A 20,619-nucleotide genomic window follows, 5' to 3' on the forward strand; every position below is an offset into this window, starting at 1 on the left:
GAGCTCAGCCGCCCAGCTTCCAGTTGCGGATCTCCTCCGGGTCCTCGCCGTGGGTGCGGGTGTGCTCGCGGGCGCGGGCGCGGCGGTCCTGCAGTTCCTGGCGCAGGAGTGAGTGCTTCTCGGCAAGGCCGGGAACCCTGTCGATGGCGTCGATGGCCAGGGTGTAGCGGTCGATACCGTTCAGCATGGCCATGTCGAAGGGCGTGGTGGTGGTCCCCTCCTCCTTATAACCGTGCACGTGCAGGCCCTGCTGGTTGGTGCGCTTGTAGGCCAGCCGGTGGATGAGCGCCGGATAACCGTGGTACGCGAAGATGACGGGCTTGTCCGGCGTGAAGATCCCGTCAAAGTCATGGGCAGGCAAGCCGTGGGGATGCTCGCTCTCGTCCTGAAGCCGCATCAGGTCCACCACATTCACCACACGGACCTTGAGCCCGGGAGCGCCATCGCGGAGCAGTTCGGCGGCAGCGACGGTCTCCACGGTGGGGACGTCACCGGCGCAGGCGAGGACGACGTCGGGCTCCTCCCCGGGCACTTCCGAGCCGGCGAATGTCCAGATGCCCAGGCCGCGGCGGCAGTGGTTGGCGGCGTCCGCCGGGCCAAGCCAGGTGGGCGAGGGCTGCTTGCCGCTGACCACGATGTTCACGTAGTCCGTGGACGCCAGGCAGTGCTCCATAACGGACAGCAGGGTGTTGGCATCCGGCGGCAGGTAGACGCGGATAACCTCGGCCTTCTTGTTCACGGCGTGGTCGATGAACCCGGGATCCTGGTGCGAAAACCCATTGTGGTCCTGCTGCCACACGTGCGAGGACAGCAGGTAGTTCAGCGACGGCACCGGCTGCCGCCAGTGCAGTTTGCGGGACACCTTCAGCCACTTGGCGTGCTGGTTGAACATCGAATCAACGATGTGCACGAAGGCCTCGTAGCAGTTGAACACCCCGTGCCGGCCGGTGAGGAGGTAGCCTTCCAGCCACCCCTGGCACAGGTGCTCGCTCAGCACCTCCATGACGCGGCCGGAGCGCGCAAGGTGCTCGTCAACGTCGTCAATCCGGTATTGCCACACCTTGTCGGTGACCTCGTAGACGTTCTGCAGCCGGTTGGATGCCGTCTCGTCCGGGCCGAACAGCCGGAAGTTCTCCATGTTCTGCCCGATGACGTCCCGCATCCAGGAGCCCAGCGTCACCATGGGGCTGACGCGCTCGACGCCGGCCGTGGGTACCTCGACGGCGTGGTCCTGGTACGCGGGCAGTTTCAGCGCCCGGCGCAGCACTCCGCCATTGGCATGGGGCGTTGCGCTCATGCGGAAGTCCCCGGTGGGCGCCCCTTCGGCGACGTCCGGGCGCAGCCGGCCTTCGCCGTCGAACAGTTCGTCGGGGCGATAGGACTCCAGCCACTCCTCCAGCTGCTTCAGGTGCTCGCCGTTGGTGCGGACCTCGGACAACGGCACCTGATGGGCCCGCCACGTGCCCTCCACCTGGAGCCCGTCCACGGTGCGGGGCCCGGTCCAGCCCTTGGGGGAACGCAGGACGATCAGCGGCCAGCGATGCCCGCCCTCTCCCTCCTTTTCGGCGGCCGGATCCTGCCGGTGGGCGTCCTGGATGGCCCTGATATCGGCCAGGCAACGGTCCAGCACGGCGGCAAAATCACGGTGCGCCTGCTCCGTGTTGTCCGGATCCTCCACGCTGACGAAGTACGGCTCGTGGCCGTACCCGCGCAGCAGCTGCTCCAGCTGGTCCTGCGGCATCCTGGCCAGGACGGTGGGGTTGGCGATCTTGTAGCCGTTCAGGTGCAGGATGGGCAGCACGGCGCCGTCCACAGCCGGGTCCAGGAAGTTGTGCGAGTGCCAGCTGGCTGCGAGCGGCCCCGTTTCGGCCTCGCCGTCGCCAATCACGACGGCGGTCACCAGCTGGGGATTGTCGAACACCGATCCGTAGGCGTGGGCCAGGGAGTACCCGAGCTCGCCGCCCTCGCTGATGGAGCCGGGGCTTTCCGGGGCCGCGTGGCTGGGAATTCCGCCGGGGTAGGAGAACTGGCGGAACAGCTCGGCCAGGCCCGCCTCGTCATTGCCCACGTGCGCGTAGATTTCCGAGTAGGTTCCCTCCAGCCAGGCGTTGGCGACGACGGCGGGGCCGCCGTGGCCGGGACCGGCAACAAAGAGCATCTCAAGGTTGTCGCGGCGGATCACGCGGTTCAGGTGGGCATAGACGAAGTTCAGTCCCGGGGTGGTTCCCCAGTGGCCCAGCAGGCGGGACTTGGTGTCCTCCGCCTGCAGCGGTTCGCGCAGCAGCGGGTTGGACCGCAGGTAGATCTGCCCCACGGAAAGGTAGTTCGCCGCCCGCCACCACTTGTCAACGAGGTGCAGTTCTTCCTGCCGCAGGCCCTCCTGCTGAATCTCTTTCTGCGGCTTTACATCCTGTCCTGCGCTGCCGGCCATAACCATCCTCACCTCGGGTGTGCCGCTGCAGGCGGCCGTTCCCCCATCGCAACAGATGAAGGGCAGGCAGGCAACCCCCGCCGTCGAACCTTGTTTTGCTGGCCCTGGCCACCTGTAGGGTAGTAAGTAAGCTTAGCTTCCGCTTGGCGGGGCTGGGACCATCAAATGTGGGGAGATCAAGACATGCCAGCCGAAGACGACGTCGTAATTCCCGGAGTTCCGTCCAGTGAACCTCCGGCGCTTGAAGAGCCCACCACCCCGCGGGAGCCCTTGCCGCCAAAACCGGACCAGCGCGGTCCCGAGGCAGTGTCACCCACCGGCAGCCCGACCGGTGCGCCGGCCACCGCACGCGCCCAGTCCGGCCAGTACCTGACCACGGCCCAGGGGCTGCGGCTGCAGGACACGGACCATTCCCTGAAAGCCGGCCCGCGCGGGCCCATCCTGCTGCAGGACCATCACCTGCGCGAAAAGATCACGCACTTTGACCACGAGCGGATTCCGGAGCGTGTTGTCCATGCCCGCGGCGCGGGGGCGCACGGCGTATTCCGCTCCTACGGGACCGCCGCGAAAGTCACGCGCGCCGGCTTCCTGGCCCCGGACGTCGAAACGCCGGTGTTTGTCCGGTTCTCCACCGTGCTTGGCTCCCGGGGTTCCGCGGACGCGGTCCGGGATACCCGTGGATTCTCCACGAAGTTCTACACGGATGAGGGCACCTACGACCTGGTGGGGAACAACATTCCGGTGTTCTTCATCCAGGACGGCATCAAGTTCCCGGATGTGGTGCATGCCGCCAAGCCGCATCCGGACCGCGAAATTCCTCAGGCCCAGAGCGCGCACGACACGTTCTGGGACTTCGTATCGCTGCACACCGAGGCGCAGGCACACACCCTGTGGAACATGTCCGACCGCGGCATTCCCCGGTCGTACCGGACCATGGAGGGCTTCGGCGTCCACACCTTCCGCCTGGTCAACGCCGCCGGTGACACCACCCTGGTGAAGTTCCACTGGAAGCCCAAGCAGGGCGTGCACTCGCTGGTCTGGGAGGAAGCCCAGATCATCAACGGCATGGACCCGGACTTCCACCGCCGCGACCTGGCCGACGCCATCGAAGCCGGCGCCTACCCCGAATGGGAGCTCGGCATCCAGACCTTCCCGGACACCGAAGACCAGATGTTCCAGGGCATCGATCTGCTCGATCCCACCAAGTTCGTCCCCGAGGAACTTGCGCCGGTCCAGCCCATCGGGCTCATGACCCTCAACGCGAACCCGACGAACTACTTCGCAGAGACCGAGCAGGTGGCGTTCCACCCCGGGCACCTGGTTCCAGGCATCAATGTCACCAACGATCCCCTGCTGCAGGTCCGGCTGTTCTCCTACCTGGACACCCAGATTTCGCGCCTGGGCGGGCCCAACTTCGCACAGATTCCCATCAACCGGCCGCACGCGCCGGTCAACGACATGCTCCGCGACGGCATGCACCAGACGGCGGACCACGCCGGAGTTGCACCGTACCGCCCCAATTCACTGGACGGCGGCTGCCCGTTCCTGGCCGGGCAGGATATGGGGGCCTTCGTGGACGTGCCCCAGGCGGTTGCGGAATCCATCAAGGAACGGCGCAATCCGGCATCCTTCGATGACCACTACAGCCAGGCCCGGCTCTTCTTCCGAAGCCTCAGCGCCGTGGAACAGGACCACGTGATCCAGGCGTATACGTTCGAACTCGGCAAGTGCTTCGAAACCGCCGTCCGCGAACGCCAGCTGCAGGCATTGGCCAACATCGACGCCGCACTTTGCGCCGCCGTCGCCGCCGGCCTGGGCATGCCTGCTCCCGAAGCCACCGAGCAGGTCCAGGACCGCGACCCCAGCCCGGCCGTGTCCCAGGTGGGCGAAACCTGGCCGGTTGCCGGCCGCGTGGTGGGCATCATCGCCGACTCCTCCAGCAACCTGGCCGAGGTGGAGGCTGCCCGCAAAGCGCTCGACGGCGGGGGCATGGTTCCGCTCGTCATAGCACCCACCGGCGGGGTGCTTTCCTCTGACGGGCTTTCGGTAACGGTGCAGCGGACCTTCCTTACGGCGCGGTCCACCGAGTTCGATGCTCTGATCGTCGCCGGGGGCAAGCAGCCCGGGCCTGACGCCACCGCCGGGCGCGACGCCAAAGCCGGGGAACCGGTTGGAGCCCCGGATCCGCGGGTGGCCCTCATGCTCTCCGAGGCGTACCGCCACGCCAAGGCCATCGGCGTGTGGGGCTCCGGCTCGGCCGTTCTTGAGGCGATCGGTATTGGACAGGAAACGGTTGGCATCGCGGCGGGCGACAACGCTGCCGAGGTGACTTCCGAGGTCTCCGGACTGCTCGCCGCGCACCGCGCCTGGGACCGGTTCCCGGCAACCGGAGCGGCCGCTTCCGTCAAGCAGTAAGCCTGCACCGGACTTCTGGTCCACTGGTTCTGCACTGGGGCCCGCATCGAACCCGATGCGGGCCCTCGGCGTTTCCGGAGGGAGCCTGATGGGGCGGCCACCCGCGAAACCGGCCGTCCCGCCGTACCTACTTCCGGGTAGTGTGGACCCAGAATGTTCACCCTCACCATCAACCAGACGGACAGCCGGCGCGACGGCGACCAGGTTCCGCAGCTGCTCAAGGCACTGCGGCACATCCCCGCGCGCCTGGATTTCGACCGGTCCGTCGAGGACGAGGTCCAGGGGATTGTCGACTGCCCGCACCAGGCGGTGGATGCCGCCCTGATCGCGCTCCGCAGCGGGCATTGGTACGTGGGCATTGGGGCAGGGCCGGTGGATGAGCCACTGCCCAACCAGATCAAGGATGCATCCGGCCATGGCCTGGTCTACGCCCGCCGTTCGGTGGACCGGCTCCGCAACAGCAAGGAGCGGATCCCTGTTGCCGTGGAGGGGCCGCGGGCTGATGTAGCCCACGATGCCGAAGCCATCCTCCGGCTCCTTGGCCACATCGTGCGGGAACGCTCAGGCGCGGAATGGCGGGTCCTGGACCTCTTGACTCCCGGCGTCCGCGGGCAGCAAAAAGCCGTGGCGCAGGAACTGGGGATCACCACCCAGGCCGTCAGCAAAGCCGTGGCGCGCGCGCAGTGGAACGAGGAACATGCCGCGCGGCCCGCGGCTGCCCGGTTGCTGGCGCTGATCCTGGCGGTGGGTTAACCGCGTCAGCCCGGTGCCGCCGTCGTCATCTGTTTTGGGCCGCCTGGACCCTCAGCTGCCGGCGGCCGCCATCACGGGCTCGCCGTTGAAGTACTCCAGTTTCCAGCCATCGATCGCGTGGTGGTGTGCGAGGTTAAGGGCGGCGTTGTCCACGCTGGCCAGGGTCTGGCCGATGGCGCGGCTGAGGCTGACGCGCAGCAGGGTGCCGTGGGTGACCACCAGGAGCCGCTGGCCGCGGAACTCCTCCGCCAAAGCTTCCAGTGCCGCAATTCCGCGGTCTGCCGCTTCGTCTTCGCTTTCCGCGCCCTTGAACCCGCCGGGCACGCGCAGCGCGTCCAGCTCCGGGCCGGCCTGCATCCCTTCGGCGGGGCCGAAGCTGCGCTCGGTGAGTTCCGGGACGCGGCGGGACACCGTCAGCCCGAGCCCCTCGGCAATGATGTCCGCGGTTTCGGCGGCGCGGCTCAGCGGCGAGGAGACGATGGCGTCCCATTCGTACGGGGCAAGGATGGCGATGGCGTCCCGCGCCTGGCCGCGTCCAACGTCGTTCAGGGGGATGTCGGTTGCCCCCTGCAGCCGGCGCTCGGCATTCCAGTCGGTCTGGCCATGGCGGACGAGGGCGAACGTCGTAAGGGTCATGCCCCTATTCTGCCTTGGCTCCGGGCCGGGACCGGAATCGCGGCAGCGGGCCTTGTCTTCAGACGCCTTACAGGAGGCTGCGCAGCACGTGGGCAGCGCCGTCGTCGTGCACGGAGTGGGTGACCTCATCCGCTGCGGCCACCACCTCGGCCGGAGCCTGGCCCATGGCCACGCCGCGGCCTGCCCAAGTGAGCATCTCGATGTCATTCCGGCCGTCGCCCACGGCAACGGTGAGGTGCTCTTCGAAGCCGAGCCGGACCCGGAGGTTTTCCAGGGCGCTGGCCTTGGTCACCCCTGCGGCGGCGATGTCCAGCCACGCGGTCCAGCCCACGGAGTACGTCACTCCCGCCAGGCCCACGTGGTTGATGGCCTCGTTGAACTCCTCGGGCGTGTTCTCGGTGCTGAACACCACCACGCGGACTGCGGTGGACTCCAGCATGGTGTGGAAGTCGACGCCCACGGCCTCGACGCCGAAACTGGCGTCCTGGAACCGCTCGGTGGAGAGGAAGTTGCCGTCAGCGTCCTCCAGCGCATACTTGGCGGACGGGAGGCGCTCGCGGAGGGCGCGCAGGGCCGGGGCCGGATCGAAGGTGGCTTTGTGGATCACCTCGTAGCCGTTCTCCAGGTCGGGATGTAGCCGGAGGGTCACCCCGCCGTTGCAGCAGACGGCGTACCCGCGCTCGATGCCGATCTTTTCGATGATGGGAAGCGTGGCATTCAGGGAGCGGCCGGTGGCGATCATCACCTCATGCCCGGCAGCCACCACGGCCTGCGCCGCCTCGCGAACGCCCGGGGACATGTGGCCATCATGGTTCACCAGCGTGCCGTCCACGTCCAGGGCGACCATGAACTTCTGGTCGATAGCGGTGAACTCGATGTTGTTCAGGGTGGTGTTCTGGTTGTTCTCTCGCCGGTCATCGTTGCCGGCGACTGAGGTTTCAGTCAGCGTTGTCATCCACATAGTGAACCAGACGTAACTGACACGCGCTAGGACGGGGACCACAGGTTTATTGAACTGTTGATTAACTCGGCGGGTTTCCACATGCAGGTGCGCCGACGCGGTCCAGTCCCCTTGCGGCAGGCTTCCCTTCGCCGTTATCTGCGGTAAGCACCCGCCCAGGGACACCACACCCCCGCACTCGCAGGTGCACGGTCCACTTGCGGTGCTAATGAGCGGTTCTTGGTTGTCCACATGCGCTCACAGAGCCCTTCAGCGACCGACCGTGACGCGGCGACGATGAGTCGCATGCAACTGATTTCCGCCCAAGACCTCAGACGCACCACCGGGGACACCCGTTCACTCAGCAGGCGCTATGCGCAAGGTGAACTCGTCCGCATACGGAAGGGTATCTACGCCGAAAAACGTGCATGGGTGTCACTGCCGCCCTGGGAAAGATACTTCCAGACCGTCCGGGCGGTGGATCTGGAGCTCCCGCAATCCACATTCTGCCTGCACACGGCCGCTGTCATCTGGGACCTGGAACTTCTCGCCGTGCCGGCATATATCCATCTGGCCGGGGCAACCAGAGGCCACGCGGGCCGCAGGAAACCAACAACGTCGGCGGCATGTGCCAGGTCCGGGCAAACAGGCATCGAACACATCACCGCCTACGGCATCCACCGGCATCGAGGGAATGCAGCAGCAGTCCAACGGGGAGGATTGCTGGTAACGCCTCTTGCGGAAACAGTCATTGGCGTCATCGCGGGGGAGGACTTCACGGCAGGAGTGGTGTTGGCGGATCATGCGATCAGCGGGCGCCGGGGATCCGGGCCTCCGGTTAGCAAGGACGAACTGTTTAGAACGGCTTTCCAGCTCGAATCAGCGGCCCGTCGAAGCTGGGTGGCACAGGTACTCAACTTCGCAGTGGCCGAATCGGAGTCAGCTGGTGAATCACTCAGCCGCGCGCAAATGCATGTCCTGGGCTTCCCAGCCCCTATGCTCCAGGCAAAGATGCGGCAGGGCGGGACTTTGCTGGCGCGGACCGACTTCTTCTGGCCCAAGTACCGGCTCATTGGTGAGTTCGACGGCGACGCCAAATATCTCAATGATGAATATCTGGGCACTCAAACGGCCCGCCAGGCCGTATTGGCGGAGAAGAAGCGGGAGGACAGGCTTCGGGCGGCAGGTTTCCGGGTTGTCCGGTGGGACTGGGCAACGGCCTCGGACCCGGCTCGCCTCGCAGCATGCCTCCGACAGGCAGGCCTACCGAGCAGCCGAAGCAGACAACCGGGCACCCGATAACGGACAGTGCACCTCCGAACCCGGGGGTGCTCTGTCCGGCCAAGGGTGCGCCAGCCAGTCGCGGGTGCACCCGCGAAGAAGACGGGAGCGCCTACAGGACCGGCAGGACCTCGAGGCCGCCCAGGTACTTCTGCAGCGCCTTGGGCACGTTGACCGAGCCGTCCGCGTTCTGGTGGTGCTCCAGCAGGGCCACGATCCAGCGGGTGGTGGCCAGAGTGCCGTTCAGGGTGGCCACGGCACGGGTCCCCTTGGAGACGCCCTCCGCATTGACGATGCGTTCGCGGATGTTCAGGCGGCGTGCCTGGAAGGTGGTGCAGTTGGACGTGGAGGTCAGCTCGCGGTAGGCGCCCTGGGTGGGAACCCAGGCTTCGCAGTCGAACTTGCGTGCCGCGGAGGTGCCGAGGTCGCCGGCGGCGGTGTCGATCACCCGGTACGGCAGCTCGCACTTGGCCAGCATCTCCTCTTCCCAGGCAAGGAGGCGTTGGTGCTCGGCAGCAGCTTCCTCAACGGTGGTGTAGATGAACATTTCAACCTTGTTGAACTGGTGCACGCGGATGATGCCGCGGGTGTCCTTGCCGTGCGAACCGGCCTCACGGCGGTAGCAGGAGCTCTGCCCGGCGTAGCGGATGGGGCCGGCGGAGAAGTCGAGAATCTCGTCGGCGTGGTAGCCGGCCAGCGCCACCTCCGAGGTGCCCACCAGGTAAAGGTCGTCTTCGGCGAGACGGTAGATCTCGGCGTCGTGCTTGACGTCGAAGCCGGTGCCCTGCATGGTTTCGGGACGCACCAGGGTGGGGGTGATCATTGGAACGAAGCCGGCCTCGATGGCCTGGTCCATGGCCATCTGCAGCAGCGCCATCTCCAGCCGCGCTCCAACGCCCTTGAGGAAGTAGAAGCGTGCACCGGAAACCTTGGCGCCGCGTTCCATGTCGATCGCACCGAGCAGCTCGCCGATCTCCAGGTGGTCGCGCGGCTCGAAGTCCGGGAATTCACGGGGCGTGCCGACGGTCTTGACCACCACGTAGTCGTCCTCGCCGCCCTCGGGAACGCCGTCCTCCACGAGGTTGGGGATGGTGCGGAGCAGTTCTTCCTGCTTGGTCTGCGCGGCATCGGCCTCAGCGGAGGCAGCCTTGACGGAGTTGGCCAGCTCCTTGACCTCGGCCAGCAGGGCCTGCTTCTCCTCGCCCTTGGCCTTCGCCACCTTCTTGCCGAACACGTTCTGCTCGGCGCGGAGGTTCTCGAAGCGGAGCAAGGCCTCGCGGCGGGCGGAATTCGCGGAGATGATCGCGTCCACCACTGATTCGTCCGCGCCGCGGGCGCGCTGGCTGGCACGGTACTTGTCCGGGTTTTCGCTGAGGTCTTTTACGTCGATCACCTGACAAGGGTATCCAATTCACCGCACGACGGCGGGCGGTGAGCTCCGTGCCCCCTCCCGCCGCGTGCCGGGCTACTGTTGAAACACCATGAGCGACTGGATTCTCTACCTGCTGATTGCGGTGGCGCTTGCCTTCGCCACCTCCAGCTGGTGGGGGGTACGGCGCCTCAAGGCCCTGCATGTGCGCAGTACCGTGGCCGGCGAAGCCTACGACTCCGGGCTGGAGCAGCAGCGGGTGGCAGTAGTCCTGAACCCCATCAAGGCGCGGGCCGGGGAAGCCAGGGAAATGATTCACAGGGCGTGCCTTGCGGCGGGGTGGGACGAACCGGTCTTCTTCGAGACGACGGCGGAGGACCCCGGCTTCTCCCAGATGCAGGCCGCGCTGGCAGGAAAGCCCGACGTCGTACTGGTGGGCGGCGGGGACGGCACGGTACGCGTCGTGGCTGAGGCCCTCGCACGCACCGATGTTGCCATGGGCCTGATTCCCCTGGGCACCGGAAACCTGCTGGCCCGCAACGTGGACTTGGACGTGAACGACCTCCACGGCAACATCCAGATAGCCCTTTTCGGCCGGCAGCGCTATATAGACACCGCCCGGATGGCCATTGAGAACTCGCGGACCGGGCACTACTCCGAACACGTGTTCCTGGTCATCGCGGGCATCGGCATGGATGCCGAGGTCCTGGCCGACACCAACGCAGGGCTGAAGAAGGCCGTGGGCTGGCTGGCCTACACCGAGGCCGGCGTGCGGCACCTCCCGGGCCGGCGCAAGAAGGTATCCATCGCCCTGGACGGAAGTCCCGAGCAGATCCGGAACATCCGCAGCGTACTGTTCGCCAACTGCGGCCTGGTGCCGGGCGGCATCGACTTCATCCCCCAGGCCATGATCGACGACGGCATGCTGGACGTGGTGGTGATGAGCCCTCGCAGCGCCATTGGCTGGCTCCTGATGTACGTCAAGATCATGTTCAAGCACAGCGGGAAGCTGCCCATCATGACCGTATACCGGTCAACCAAGGTGGTCATCAAGTGCCCCGAGCCGATGCCCACACAGCTCGACGGCGACACGTCGGGGGAAGCGACGCAGCTTACGGTCCAGGTGGAGCCCCGGTCGCTTCTGGTCCGGGTTAAGGGTCAGGTACAGATCAGCGGGGCAACCGCGCGGTAATGGGGAGCGGCGCCAGACGGGATGCCGGAATGATGCAGCGCCGCAATCCAGCCGTGGTCAGTCCCCGGATTCCGTCTCTGCCTCAGCGCCGTGCTTGGCAGCGGTATGGGCTTCTTTCGCAGCGGCGTGCGCCTCGGATTGCTCGCGGATCATGGCCTGCTCCTCTTCGAAGCGCAGGCGGTCGGCGCGGTCCGCGTCGTCCCCGTCCCAATCCTGGTTGTCCGCCGCCGGCTTGGGGTTGACGATCATCCCCTGGCCGTCGTTGTCATTGCTGCTGGTCATGACCCGCTCCCTTCATCAGGGGCCATACCCCATGTGGATCAAGCAAGCATACGCATTGTCCACAGCCCGCGGAAGTACTTCCAAGGGCATTCGCCTACGCTGTGCGCGAAGCCCCGGAACCGCTTTCACCTGCGACGGACTCCTCGGCGAGTATGGATTTGACCCAGGTGTTCGCCGCCGAGAAGGCTGCATCGGAGGTATGCGCCGCGACCGGCGTGACCTGACCATCGGCCCTGGGGTATGAGCCAAGGAAGCGGGTTGCCGGGCTGATGCGGTGCAGCCCGGCGAGCGCATCAGCCACCCTTGCTTCGCAGGCATGGCCGTCGGCGTCGATACTGAAGAAGTAGTGGCCCAGGTACTGCCCAGTGGGCCGGGATTCAATCCGGCTGAGGTTGACGCCGCGGCTGGCGAACTGGTCCAGGATCTCCATCAATGCGCCCGGGCGGTCCTCCGGAAGCGGGACCACAACCGTCGTCTTGTCCGCTCCGGTACGCGCCGGGAGTGCACCGGGCCGGCTGACCAGGATGAAGCGTGTCACGGCTCCGGGGTTGTCGCCGATGTCCTCTCCCAGAACTGACAGTTCCGGGTGCTCCCGGGCCACGAGCGGGGCGCAGATTGCGGCGTCGTAGGTGCAGTCCCGGTCCAGCAATCCGAGTGCTGCCGCAGCTGTTGATGAGCCAGGCATATATTCCGCGCCAGGTACGTGCTTGTCCATCCACAGCCGGCACTGAGCCCAGGCATGGCCATGGGTCGAAACCCGCCGCACGTCTTCCAGCCTTACTCCGGGCCGGGCCACCAGGACAAAGCTGATGGGAACCAGGACCTCGCGGATGATGCGCAGTTCCTCGCCGGAGGCGATCGCATCCAGGGTGGCGGTGACTCCGCCCTCCACCGAGTTTTCGATGGGGACCATGGCGGCGTCCGCTGATCCGTTGCGCACCCGGTCGAGAGCTGCGTTGACGTTCGAGGCCGGGACCCTGACGGCCTGGAGTGCGTCCGGCACCTGCAGGAGGGCAGCCTCGGTGAAGGTGCCCTCGGGTCCCAGGAAGGCATAGGCTCGGGAACTGCCGGGCACTAAAGGACCAGCGGCTTAAGTCCGTTGTCCGAGACCAGGGGTTTGCCGGATTCCAGCCATTGATCCATGCCGCCGGAGACGTTAATGGCGGTGTACCCCTGGCCGGTGAGCCACTGGGCAACGCGGAAGGACCGCCCGCCCGTACGGCAAATGACGTAGAGGTCCTCGTCCGGATCGAGTTCGCCGAGCCGGGCCGGGATCTGGTCCATGGGGATGTGGAGTGCGCCGTCGGCGTGCCCTGCAACCCACTCGTAGTCTTCCCGGACATCCAGGATCACTGCGTCAGCGGGGACGTCGTGGACGGGGACGGTATCGAAATCGCTCATCGGAGTCCTGTCTTGGCGGATCAGAGTTCGCTTTAAGCCTAGCCCTTCCGCCCCTTGGCGCCCCGAATGGGCCGGAAAAGCCGCGGGTTAGGCTGGAGGAATCCAAGGAGGTTTCCATGTCCCAAAAGATCGCCGCCCTCACCGGAGCATCGGCAGAGCCCGGCTGCAACATGGAACCGGCGCCCGGGCCACGAACGGTCGCGCGTCTACATGGCTGAACTCCACGAACTCCCGGCACTGGTCCTGCGCGGGCTCCTGCGGAGCGGAACGGTGTCCGCAGTGGAAGCAGCCACCCATTTCCTGGGGCGGATTGAACAGCAGAACCCGCTCCTCGGCGCCTTCATCACCGTGACCGGGGACCAGGCCCTGGAGGAGGCCCGTGCGGCGGATGCCCGGCACTCGCGCACCGACGTTGGGGACCTGCCCGTGCTGCACGGGATGCCGATTGCCTTCAAGGACCTTACGGACGTCGCCGGCGTTGTGACCACACACGGCAGCGCCGCGCTGGAGCACAAGGCCGCCCCCGTCGACAGCCCGTTGGTGTCCCTCTTTAAGGAGGCCGGCGTGACCACGCTGGGCAAGACGCAGGTGCCCGAGTTTGGACTGACCGCGTACAGCGAAAACCGCATCGCGCCGCCGTCGCGCAATCCCCACGCACCCAGCAGGAGTTCCGGAGGCTCCTCCGGTGGCAGCGCCGCTGCGGTGGCGGCGGGGCTCCTGCCTTTCGCCCCGGGGACCGACGGCGGCGGATCCGTCAGGATTCCGGCTTCCGCGTGCGGCCTTGTGGGGTTGAAGCCGGGCCGGGGCCTCGTGACGGCCGGGGAAAGCGCGGGCGACCCCGCCCGGCTGGTGGTGCCCGGCCCCCTCGTGCGGAGTTCAGGGGACGCAGCACTGATGATGGACGTCCTGGCCCCGGGGAACGCCTACCTCCGGACGATGCAACAGGAGCCGCCACGGCTGCGGATTGGAATCACCCAGGACAGCCCGTGGTCAAGCACTTTCCCCTTCACGCTGGAGCAAGAGGCCCTGGACGCGCTGGGCGCAGGCGCGGCCCTCCTGGAGCATGCCGGCCACGTTCTTGGTGATGCCGCCATCCGCTATGACAACCGCTATCCGGATGCCTTCACCACGGCCTGGACAGCTGGTGTGGGTGCCGCCAGGATCAGCCCCACCCGTGAGGCGCTGCTGGCACCCCTCACCAGGACCTTCCGGCGGCGGGCCCAGCAGCGAAGCCCCGCCAGGCTCGCCGAGGCGCTGGCCTTCCTGCGGCAGTTCCAGCACGATACGGTGACGCAGTTTGGGCAATGGGACCTGATGCTGATGCCCACGCTGGCGCAGACTCCACGGCCCGTTGGCTGGTTCACCGGTACGGCCCACGGAAGCGACCGCTGGCCAGCCGCCGAGTGGCCCGGGGATGCCGACGGCGACTACCGGAAACAGTGCGAATACGCGCCGTGGTCCTCCATGGTGAACGTGTGCGGACTGCCGGCCATCACCCTTCCCGTGCACTGGACGGGAGGGGGTGCCGGCAGCGGACTTCCCATGGGCATCCAACTGGTGGGCCCCACGGGCTCGGAAGCCCTCCTCCTGCAGGTGGCGCACCAGCTGGGCTATTAGGAAAGCCGCCCATTAGGCGGCTGGCTGCGCGGGCCTGTTGACCTGAACCTAACGCCCCCTTAACCCGCTGGTAACCGGGGCCGCGCACACTGGAAATGCACGTTTCAGCACCCTCCATTCGCCCTCCCCCGACGAGGAGTTGCCACCATGAACGCTGAACAGGCTGCGGCGAGCGCCATGCCCACAGAGACCGTCGACGACGAACGGCCGGACCTGAGCAACGCCAATGTCAGGGAGGACCTGGCCTTGGCTGGCAGATGCGCACTGGTCCACCTGCCCACGGGCCGGACCTGCCTCCTCCAGCTCCGCCACCAGGGGCCCTGCGAGTTCCACGGCCCACAGGAGGCGCAGGACGTGGTGTCCGGCGGTGACTGACCTGCCGGCGCTGCTCTCTCGACTCCCGCGTCCGGCAGGAGGACGATTAAAGGGCAGTCACCATAAGGAGGTCTGTGATGTGCTACGCATCGAGCAAGGACTTCGGGTGGGGCGCTAAGAAGGAAACCAGACGCCACCCTGGAGCGGAACCGGCAACCCCTGCGGAACCTCCGGAGGAGCCGGTCAAGGCACAGAATTTCACGTTCTGGGCCTTCCCCAACTGGCGCAGGACGCCTGCGCCGCGCACCCCCTCCGCCGAAGAGGACAAGAACCAACGGAGCAGGGAGAGGGTCTGACGTCCGGGCAAATACCCGGGCAGAAGTCACGAATAAACGGAGGGGTTCCCCACAGGGACCCCTCCGCCACGTTTCCCCGCAGCCTGTCCGTACATGAAGAAGCTCTAGACACCAGCCCAGGCGGCCGGTCGTTGTGCTGTCCCACCGGGCCGTCTATGGTTGAACCATAAGCATGCTTAGCATTCTGGGAAAGGGGACGAGCATGAGCGCAGGACAGTACACTCCGGGGCCGGACCGCCGGCCGGAAGCGGACACCAGCACGCCGCAGTCAAACGCAGCCCAGCCGGCGGCAGACCGCGCAAGCTATGGCAACGCACCGTCCTACTCACCGGGTGAGCCGGTGACGCCTGCCGCGGGAACCACCACCGCCCCCAGGGCCGGCGCTCCGGAACGCAAAGTCACGCGCACCGGAGTCATATGGGCAGCCGTAGTGGCGGCCCTGGTGCTGCTGATCCTGCTGATCATCTTCATCCTGCAAAACCAGGAACTGGTCCTGGTGAAGTTCCTGGGCTTCGAGGGATCCGTCCCGCTGGGAATGGCCCTATTCATCGCCGCGGTGACCGGTGCTGTCCTGGTGGCCGTGGCGGGCGGCGCGAGGATCCTGCAGCTGCGCCGGAACGCCCATCGGTCCAGGGCTCAACAGCGCAGGTAAGGGCACCGGGCACTACCAGAAGAGCCCCCGGCAAGGAAAGGCGGCTGGCGATGGGCAAGGTTGTGGTGATGAACCATGTGACGCTCGACGGCGTCATGCAGGGTCCAGGCCGGCCGGACGAGGATACACGGGGCGGATTCAGCGACGGCGGCTGGGCGGTTCCGTACGCCGACCAGGCCACCGTGCAGAAGATGGGCGAACGGATGGGCCAGGACCACGCCTTCCTGTTCGGGCACCGTACCTACAGGCAGCTCCTCGAGTCCTGGAACGGCCAAGGCGGACCCTTCAAAGATGCCCTGAACAACACGCCCAAATACGTCGCCTCGACGGATCCGGCAGCCATCCTGGAGTGGCCCAACTCCACGCTCCTCCACGGTGACGTTCCCGCGGCCGTGAAGGAACTCCGGGAAGGTCTTGCGTCCAACCTCGTGATCATGGGCAGCGGGGTGCTGATCCGCGCACTCATGGCGGCCGGGCAGATCGACGAATACCTGCTCATGATCCACCCGGTGGTCCTGGGCAGCGGGCACCAGCTTTTCGCGGGCTGCACCAAGGCCCGGCTGCGGCTCATCGAAGCCGACCACACAAGCACAGGTGTCCTCATGGCTTTGTACACCCCGGACAAGCAGGATTAGGGACGCCTGCCGGAGCGGGACAAGAGCGTAGGGGAATCGGGAACCCCCATTTCCCCTCCGCGGAACCAAGCGTCAGCGGAAGCCCAGGCTGGCGAACTTGCCGGCCCGGGCGGCCACCAGTTCAGGGACCGGAACACCTGCCACGGAAGCCAGCTCGTACTCAATGGCCTTCGCCATCCGGCCGCAGAACTCGCGCGGTTCCAAAGAAGCATCGCCGCGCTCATCCACGATGTGGTCCACCAGGCCGTTGGCATACAGCGCCCCGACGTTCACGCCCTGTGCCTGCGCCATGGCCGGAGCGAACGCGGTGGTCCGGTGCACGATGGCGCTGGCACCTTCCGGAGGCAACGGTGAAAGCCAGCTGTGCTGGGCGGCAATGGTCCGGTCCGCCGGCAGCAGGGCCAACGCCCCTCCCCCGGCACCCTGGCCAAGCAGCACGGAGACCGACGGAGATTCCAGCCCGATCAGTTCGTGCAGCGAGCGCGCAATCTCCCCCGCAAGCCCGCCTTCCTCCGCCTCCTGCGACAGGGCGGCGCCCGCTGTATCGATGACGGTGAGCAGGGGCAGCCGCAGCTCCTCCGCCAGCTTCATCCCCCGGCGCGCCTCGCGCAGCGAACCGGGACCCATGCCGGCTGCGTCCTTCCGCAGTGGACGCGCGTGCCCCAGCACAATGCACGGCTGGCTGCCGAAGCGGGCCAGGGCAAGCAGCAGGCCCGGGTCCTTCTCCCCCTGCCCGGTGCCGTTCAGGGGCAGTGCGTCACTGGCCCCAAACTTCAGTAGTTGGCGCAGGTCGGGCCGCCGCTGCCGCCGGGAAATCTCGATGGACGTCCAGGCATCGACGGTGGAAGGCCGGATTTTCAGGGTTTCGGGCGGGGCAGGCAGCGCGGCAGCGGCACCTTCCTTCGCGGAGAGGATGTCCAGTGCACGTCCCACCAGGTCGGCAAGCTCACCAGGTTCCACGACACCGTCGATCAAGCCCTTGTGGAAGAGGTTCTCGGCAACCTGCACGTTCTCCGGGAACGGTTCGCCGTACAGCGCCTCGTACACCCGCGGGCCCAGGAAACCCAGCAGTGCGCCGGGCTCGGCCACGTTGATGTGCCCCAGGGAACCCCAGGACGCCATAACGCCGCCGGTAGTGGGGTGCCGCAGGTAGACCAGGTACGGAAGCCCGGCCTGGCGGTGCGCGCGGACGGCGCCGGTGATCTTCACCATCGACAGGAACGCGAGGGTTCCTTCCTGCATCCGCGTCCCCCCGGATGCAGGGCCGGCCAGCAGCGGCAGGCCCTCCGCGGTGGCGCGTTCGACGGCGGCAACGACCCTCTGTGCCGCCGCATGCCCGATCGAGCCGGCAAGGAAGGAGAATTCGCTGACGATCAGCGCCACCCGGCGGCCGCGGATGAGCCCGGCACCGGTGATCACCGATTCGTCGGCGCCACTGCGTTCGCGGGCCCTGGCCAGGTCGCGGGAGTACTCCTCAGACAGGGCCGGCTGTTCCGGCTCGGTGTCCCAGGAGGTGAACGAACCCGGGTCCACCACTGCATCCAGCAGTTCGGTTGCTTTCAAGTGCCGCACCTTCTCCGCCGTCGCCATGCTATTCGGCCCCGGGAGCCGCAGAAGTGAGCCCCAACCACTCCCGGATCGCCGGCCCGTCCTCGTTGAGCAGCGGCGGGGCGTCATGGTGCTTTTCCGTTGTTTCGGCGGCGTCGCCAGGGGCGAAGAACCGCAGCGGCGGCCCTGGCAGGCTCACCTTTCCCAGCAGCGGATGCTCAACATCCACCACCAGCCCTTGGGACGCCACCTGCTCCCAGGCGTATACCTCATCCAGCGAGCGGACCTTCCCTGCCGGGATCCCGGCGTCGTTCAGTTTTTGCAGCAGTTCCTCGGCGCCATACTCAGCGAAGGCGCGTTCGACGGCGGCAATCACCTCGGCGCGGTTGCGCACCCTTTCGGCGTTGCTGGCAAAGCCCGGGGCCGCCGGGTCCAGGCCGAAGGCCGCGGCGAACGACTGCCAGAGCTTCTCGCTGCCGACGCTGATCTGCACGCTCCCGTCCTTGCAGTTGAACAGGCCGTAGGGGGCGATGGACGGGTGGTGGTTGCCCTGGGCCTGCGGAACCTCGCCCGCAACCGTGGTCCTGGTGCCCTGGAAGGCGTGGACCCCGATCAGCGAGGCCAGCAGCGAGGTCCGCACCACCTTGCCCTGGCCCGTCCGGTTCCGCTCCACCAGGGCGGCCAGCACGCCGAAGGCCCCGTTCATCCCGGAGAGCAGGTCGGCAATGGGCACTCCCACGCGCTGGGGGTCGTCCGGCCCCGACCCGGTGAGGGACATCAGCCCGGCTTCGCCCTGCAGGATCTGGTCGTAGCCGCTGCGCTGGGACTCGGGCCCGTCGTGGCCAAAGCCTGTGATGGACAGGATCACCAGGCGCGGGTTGAGCTCATGCATCGCGGCGGTGGAAAAGCCCAGCCGGTCCATGACGCCGGGCCGGAAGTTCTCGATCACCACATCGGCCCGTTCCAGCAGGCGGCGGAGGACCGCCTTTCCGTCGGCGCTCTTCAGGTCCAGGGTGATGGATTCCTTGTTGCGGTTGCAGGACATGAAATAGGTGGACTGGAGGTCGTCCTCCGGGCCAACGAAGGGCGGGCCCCAGCCGCGGGTGTCATCCCCCGTGCCGGGGTTTTCCACCTTGATGACGCGGGCGCCGAGGTCCGCCAGCATCATGCCGGCGTGCGGTCCGGCCAGTGCCCGGCTGAGGTCGACGACGGTGTGCCCAGCCAGGGGGCCTTGGCGGTTCTCGGTGCTCATGGTGTGGGTTTCCTTTCTAAAAACAGGCTGCGTTGGGGTGCGGTGGACGTTAGAGCCAGCCGGGGACCACCAGTGCCAGCCATGCCAGGACGGGGCCGGCCACGATGACGATTCCGCTGTAGCCGAGGATCCGCTTGTAGAACTGGTCCTTGTCCACGCCTTCCGGGGCGTTGGCGAGCACCAGGGCGCCGTTGGTGGAGAACGGCGAGACGTCCACAATGGTGGCGGAGACGGCGAGGGCGCAGATAACGCCGACGGCGCCAATCTCGCCGGTGGACAGGAACGGGACGGCCAGCGGGATGAGCGCTGCCAGGATGGCCGTGGAGGAGGCGAAGGCGGAGACGATGGCGCCGATGAAGCAGATAATGAGGGCCGCCAGCAGCGGCATTCCCATTCCTGCCACTCCGCTCGAGACGAATTTGATAGTGCCGGCTTCCTCCAGCACACCGACGAACGTCAGCATGCCGCAGATCAGCAGCACGGTGGACCAGCTGATCTTGTTGATGGCGCCCTTCTGGGCGGCGGGCGAGACGAGGGCCAGCACGATGGCGATGGTGATGGACACGAAGCCCACGTCCATCTTGAAGCCGAGCGCCACGACGGCCAGCACGATCAGCCCGGCAATGGTGACCAACTGCGGGATCCGGTCCTTGCGCTCCTTGGTGGCTGCAACGCCGTCGCCGGCGGGGTCCCGGGGGCCGTACATGCCGGAACCAAAGCCTTTGAAGGGGACGTCGCCGCCGGCCGCCTTGGCTCCGACGCTGACGGCCATGCGGGCTTCCGCTGCCTGCTCCACAAAGTGGCCCACCTTGGAGGACATCAGGTTCTTGCCGCCCAGGACCACGAAGAGCACCAGGGCGATGACCAGGTTGAAAATGAGGCTTGAGAGGAACAGCGCGGTGGGGCTGAAAGCGAGGTCGGTCTTGGCCAGGATGCCGTTGACGGTGACGCCGTAGACCGCGATGGGCGAGAAACCGCCGGCCTGGGCGCCGTGGATGACCATCATGCCCATCAGCAGGGGGCTGATCTTGTACTTGCCGGCAAAGCTCAGGGCAATGGGGGCAATGATGGCGACGGCGGCGGGAGACAGTGCGCCGACGGCGGTGATGACGGCGGTGATGGCGAACATCACCCACGGGATAAGGGCAACGCGGCTGCCCACCAGCTTGACCGCGCCCCGGACCAGCAGGTCAATGGTGCCGTTGTTCTGCGCGATGGCGAACAGGTAGGTGACGCCGACGATGGTCAGGAACAGACCGCCGGGGAAGTTGGCCAGGATCTCGTTGGTGGACATGCCAAGCACCACGGCGCCGAGCAGGAAGGCGCCCACGAAGGCAAGTGCGCCCATGTTGAGGGGCAGGACGGTGGCGAGCAGGAACATCGCCGCCAGGATGATGATCGATAAGACAGGAGCGGACATCGTTGGTTCTCCATTGGGGTGCGACGAGTGTGACGTGAGTTACTGGCTCACTGGACTAGCCTCTTAGACAGTGAGTCTATCTGTCAATAGACGAAGCAGGTATCCTGATCCGGTACGTCCTAGG

General features: G+C 66.7%; 18 protein-coding genes. 8 read left to right on the forward strand and 10 right to left on the reverse strand.

The window, feature by feature from the left end; all coding sequences use genetic code 11:
* Positions 1 to 4 precede the first annotated feature (4 nt).
* Positions 5 to 2,431, reverse strand: a complete 2,427-nt coding sequence (locus tag FBY30_RS05205; protein WP_142131647.1) for a phosphoketolase family protein — start codon at positions 2,429 to 2,431, stop codon at positions 5 to 7.
* A gap of 183 nt (positions 2,432 to 2,614) precedes the next feature.
* Between FBY30_RS05205 and FBY30_RS05210 the strand changes: the two genes are divergently transcribed.
* Together FBY30_RS05210 and FBY30_RS05215 are read left to right on the forward strand one after the other, a co-directional pair.
* A complete protein-coding gene (locus FBY30_RS05210; protein ID WP_142131649.1) occupies positions 2,615 to 4,846 on the forward strand; it encodes a catalase in 2,232 nt (743 codons plus the stop codon).
* 153 nt (positions 4,847 to 4,999) lie between these two features.
* Positions 5,000 to 5,599 carry a MarR family transcriptional regulator gene (locus tag FBY30_RS05215; protein ID WP_142131651.1) on the forward strand — a complete coding sequence of 200 codons (600 nt, stop codon included), beginning with the start codon at positions 5,000 to 5,002 and terminating at the stop codon, positions 5,597 to 5,599.
* Between the two features lie 51 nt (positions 5,600 to 5,650).
* On the opposite strand, the gene FBY30_RS05220 is transcribed toward FBY30_RS05215, so the two are convergent.
* Together FBY30_RS05220 and FBY30_RS05225 are read right to left on the reverse strand one after the other, a co-directional pair.
* Positions 5,651 to 6,235, reverse strand: coding sequence for a histidine phosphatase family protein (locus FBY30_RS05220; protein ID WP_142131653.1), 585 nt, complete (start codon positions 6,233 to 6,235; stop codon positions 5,651 to 5,653).
* Positions 6,236 to 6,302: 67 nt separating this feature from the next.
* A complete protein-coding gene (locus tag FBY30_RS05225) occupies positions 6,303 to 7,190 on the reverse strand; it encodes an HAD family hydrolase (protein WP_142131655.1) in 888 nt (295 codons plus the stop codon).
* 291 nt (positions 7,191 to 7,481) lie between these two features.
* Here FBY30_RS05225 and FBY30_RS05230 point away from each other — a divergent pair, with 291 nt between their 5' ends.
* Positions 7,482 to 8,477, forward strand: a complete 996-nt coding sequence (locus FBY30_RS05230) for a hypothetical protein (protein ID WP_235009343.1) — start codon at positions 7,482 to 7,484, stop codon at positions 8,475 to 8,477.
* A gap of 91 nt (positions 8,478 to 8,568) precedes the next feature.
* Here the strand turns inward: FBY30_RS05230 and serS are convergent, their stop codons facing one another.
* On the reverse strand, positions 8,569 to 9,849 hold the full coding sequence (serS, locus tag FBY30_RS05235; protein WP_142131656.1) for a serine--tRNA ligase: 1,281 nt from the start codon (positions 9,847 to 9,849) through the stop codon (positions 8,569 to 8,571).
* A gap of 88 nt (positions 9,850 to 9,937) precedes the next feature.
* Here serS and FBY30_RS05240 point away from each other — a divergent pair, with 88 nt between their 5' ends.
* On the forward strand, positions 9,938 to 11,017 hold the full coding sequence (locus tag FBY30_RS05240) for a diacylglycerol/lipid kinase family protein (protein WP_142131657.1): 1,080 nt from the start codon (positions 9,938 to 9,940) through the stop codon (positions 11,015 to 11,017).
* A gap of 57 nt (positions 11,018 to 11,074) precedes the next feature.
* Here FBY30_RS05240 and FBY30_RS05245 read toward each other — a convergent pair whose 3' ends face one another.
* From FBY30_RS05245 to FBY30_RS05255, 3 genes are all read right to left on the reverse strand, one after another.
* Positions 11,075 to 11,299 (reverse strand): hypothetical protein, encoded by a 225-nt coding sequence (locus FBY30_RS05245; RefSeq protein WP_142131659.1) that lies wholly within the window; start codon positions 11,297 to 11,299, stop codon positions 11,075 to 11,077.
* A 94-nt stretch (positions 11,300 to 11,393) separates the two neighbouring features.
* Entirely contained in the window at positions 11,394 to 12,374 is a 981-nt protein-coding gene (gene pheA, locus FBY30_RS05250; protein WP_142131661.1) for a prephenate dehydratase, read from the reverse strand.
* A complete protein-coding gene (locus FBY30_RS05255; protein WP_142131663.1) occupies positions 12,374 to 12,700 on the reverse strand; it encodes a rhodanese-like domain-containing protein in 327 nt (108 codons plus the stop codon). The genes pheA and FBY30_RS05255 overlap by 1 nt, the downstream gene beginning before the upstream one ends.
* Before the next feature lie 210 nt (positions 12,701 to 12,910).
* Here FBY30_RS05255 and FBY30_RS05260 point away from each other — a divergent pair, with 210 nt between their 5' ends.
* The 4 genes from FBY30_RS05260 to FBY30_RS05280 all read left to right on the forward strand — a co-directional run bounded on the left by FBY30_RS05260 (position 12,911) and on the right by FBY30_RS05280 (position 16,275).
* Complete coding sequence (locus tag FBY30_RS05260; RefSeq protein WP_142131665.1) at positions 12,911 to 14,317, forward strand: amidase; 1,407 nt, start codon at positions 12,911 to 12,913, stop codon at positions 14,315 to 14,317.
* Positions 14,318 to 14,464: 147 nt separating this feature from the next.
* Positions 14,465 to 14,692 carry a hypothetical protein gene (locus tag FBY30_RS05265; protein WP_142131666.1) on the forward strand — a complete coding sequence of 76 codons (228 nt, stop codon included), beginning with the start codon at positions 14,465 to 14,467 and terminating at the stop codon, positions 14,690 to 14,692.
* Positions 14,693 to 15,190: 498 nt separating this feature from the next.
* Positions 15,191 to 15,640, forward strand: coding sequence for a LapA family protein (locus FBY30_RS05275; protein WP_142131670.1), 450 nt, complete (start codon positions 15,191 to 15,193; stop codon positions 15,638 to 15,640).
* A gap of 50 nt (positions 15,641 to 15,690) precedes the next feature.
* Positions 15,691 to 16,275, forward strand: a complete 585-nt coding sequence (locus tag FBY30_RS05280) for a dihydrofolate reductase family protein (protein ID WP_142131672.1) — start codon at positions 15,691 to 15,693, stop codon at positions 16,273 to 16,275.
* A 72-nt stretch (positions 16,276 to 16,347) separates the two neighbouring features.
* Here the strand turns inward: FBY30_RS05280 and FBY30_RS05285 are convergent, their stop codons facing one another.
* From FBY30_RS05285 to FBY30_RS05295, 3 genes are read right to left on the reverse strand one after another with little or no spacing between them, the layout of a single operon-like run.
* On the reverse strand, positions 16,348 to 17,865 hold the full coding sequence (locus FBY30_RS05285) for a carboxyl transferase domain-containing protein (protein WP_142131674.1): 1,518 nt from the start codon (positions 17,863 to 17,865) through the stop codon (positions 16,348 to 16,350).
* A gap of 1 nt (position 17,866) precedes the next feature.
* Positions 17,867 to 19,075 carry a CaiB/BaiF CoA transferase family protein gene (locus tag FBY30_RS05290; protein WP_142131676.1) on the reverse strand — a complete coding sequence of 403 codons (1,209 nt, stop codon included), beginning with the start codon at positions 19,073 to 19,075 and terminating at the stop codon, positions 17,867 to 17,869.
* Between the two features lie 49 nt (positions 19,076 to 19,124).
* Entirely contained in the window at positions 19,125 to 20,495 is a 1,371-nt protein-coding gene (locus FBY30_RS05295) for an SLC13 family permease (RefSeq protein ID WP_142131678.1), read from the reverse strand.
* Between the last annotated feature and the right edge of the window lie 124 nt (positions 20,496 to 20,619).

The sequence above is a fragment of the Arthrobacter sp. SLBN-83 genome (assembly GCF_006715285.1).
GTDB lineage: Bacteria > Actinomycetota > Actinomycetes > Actinomycetales > Micrococcaceae > Arthrobacter.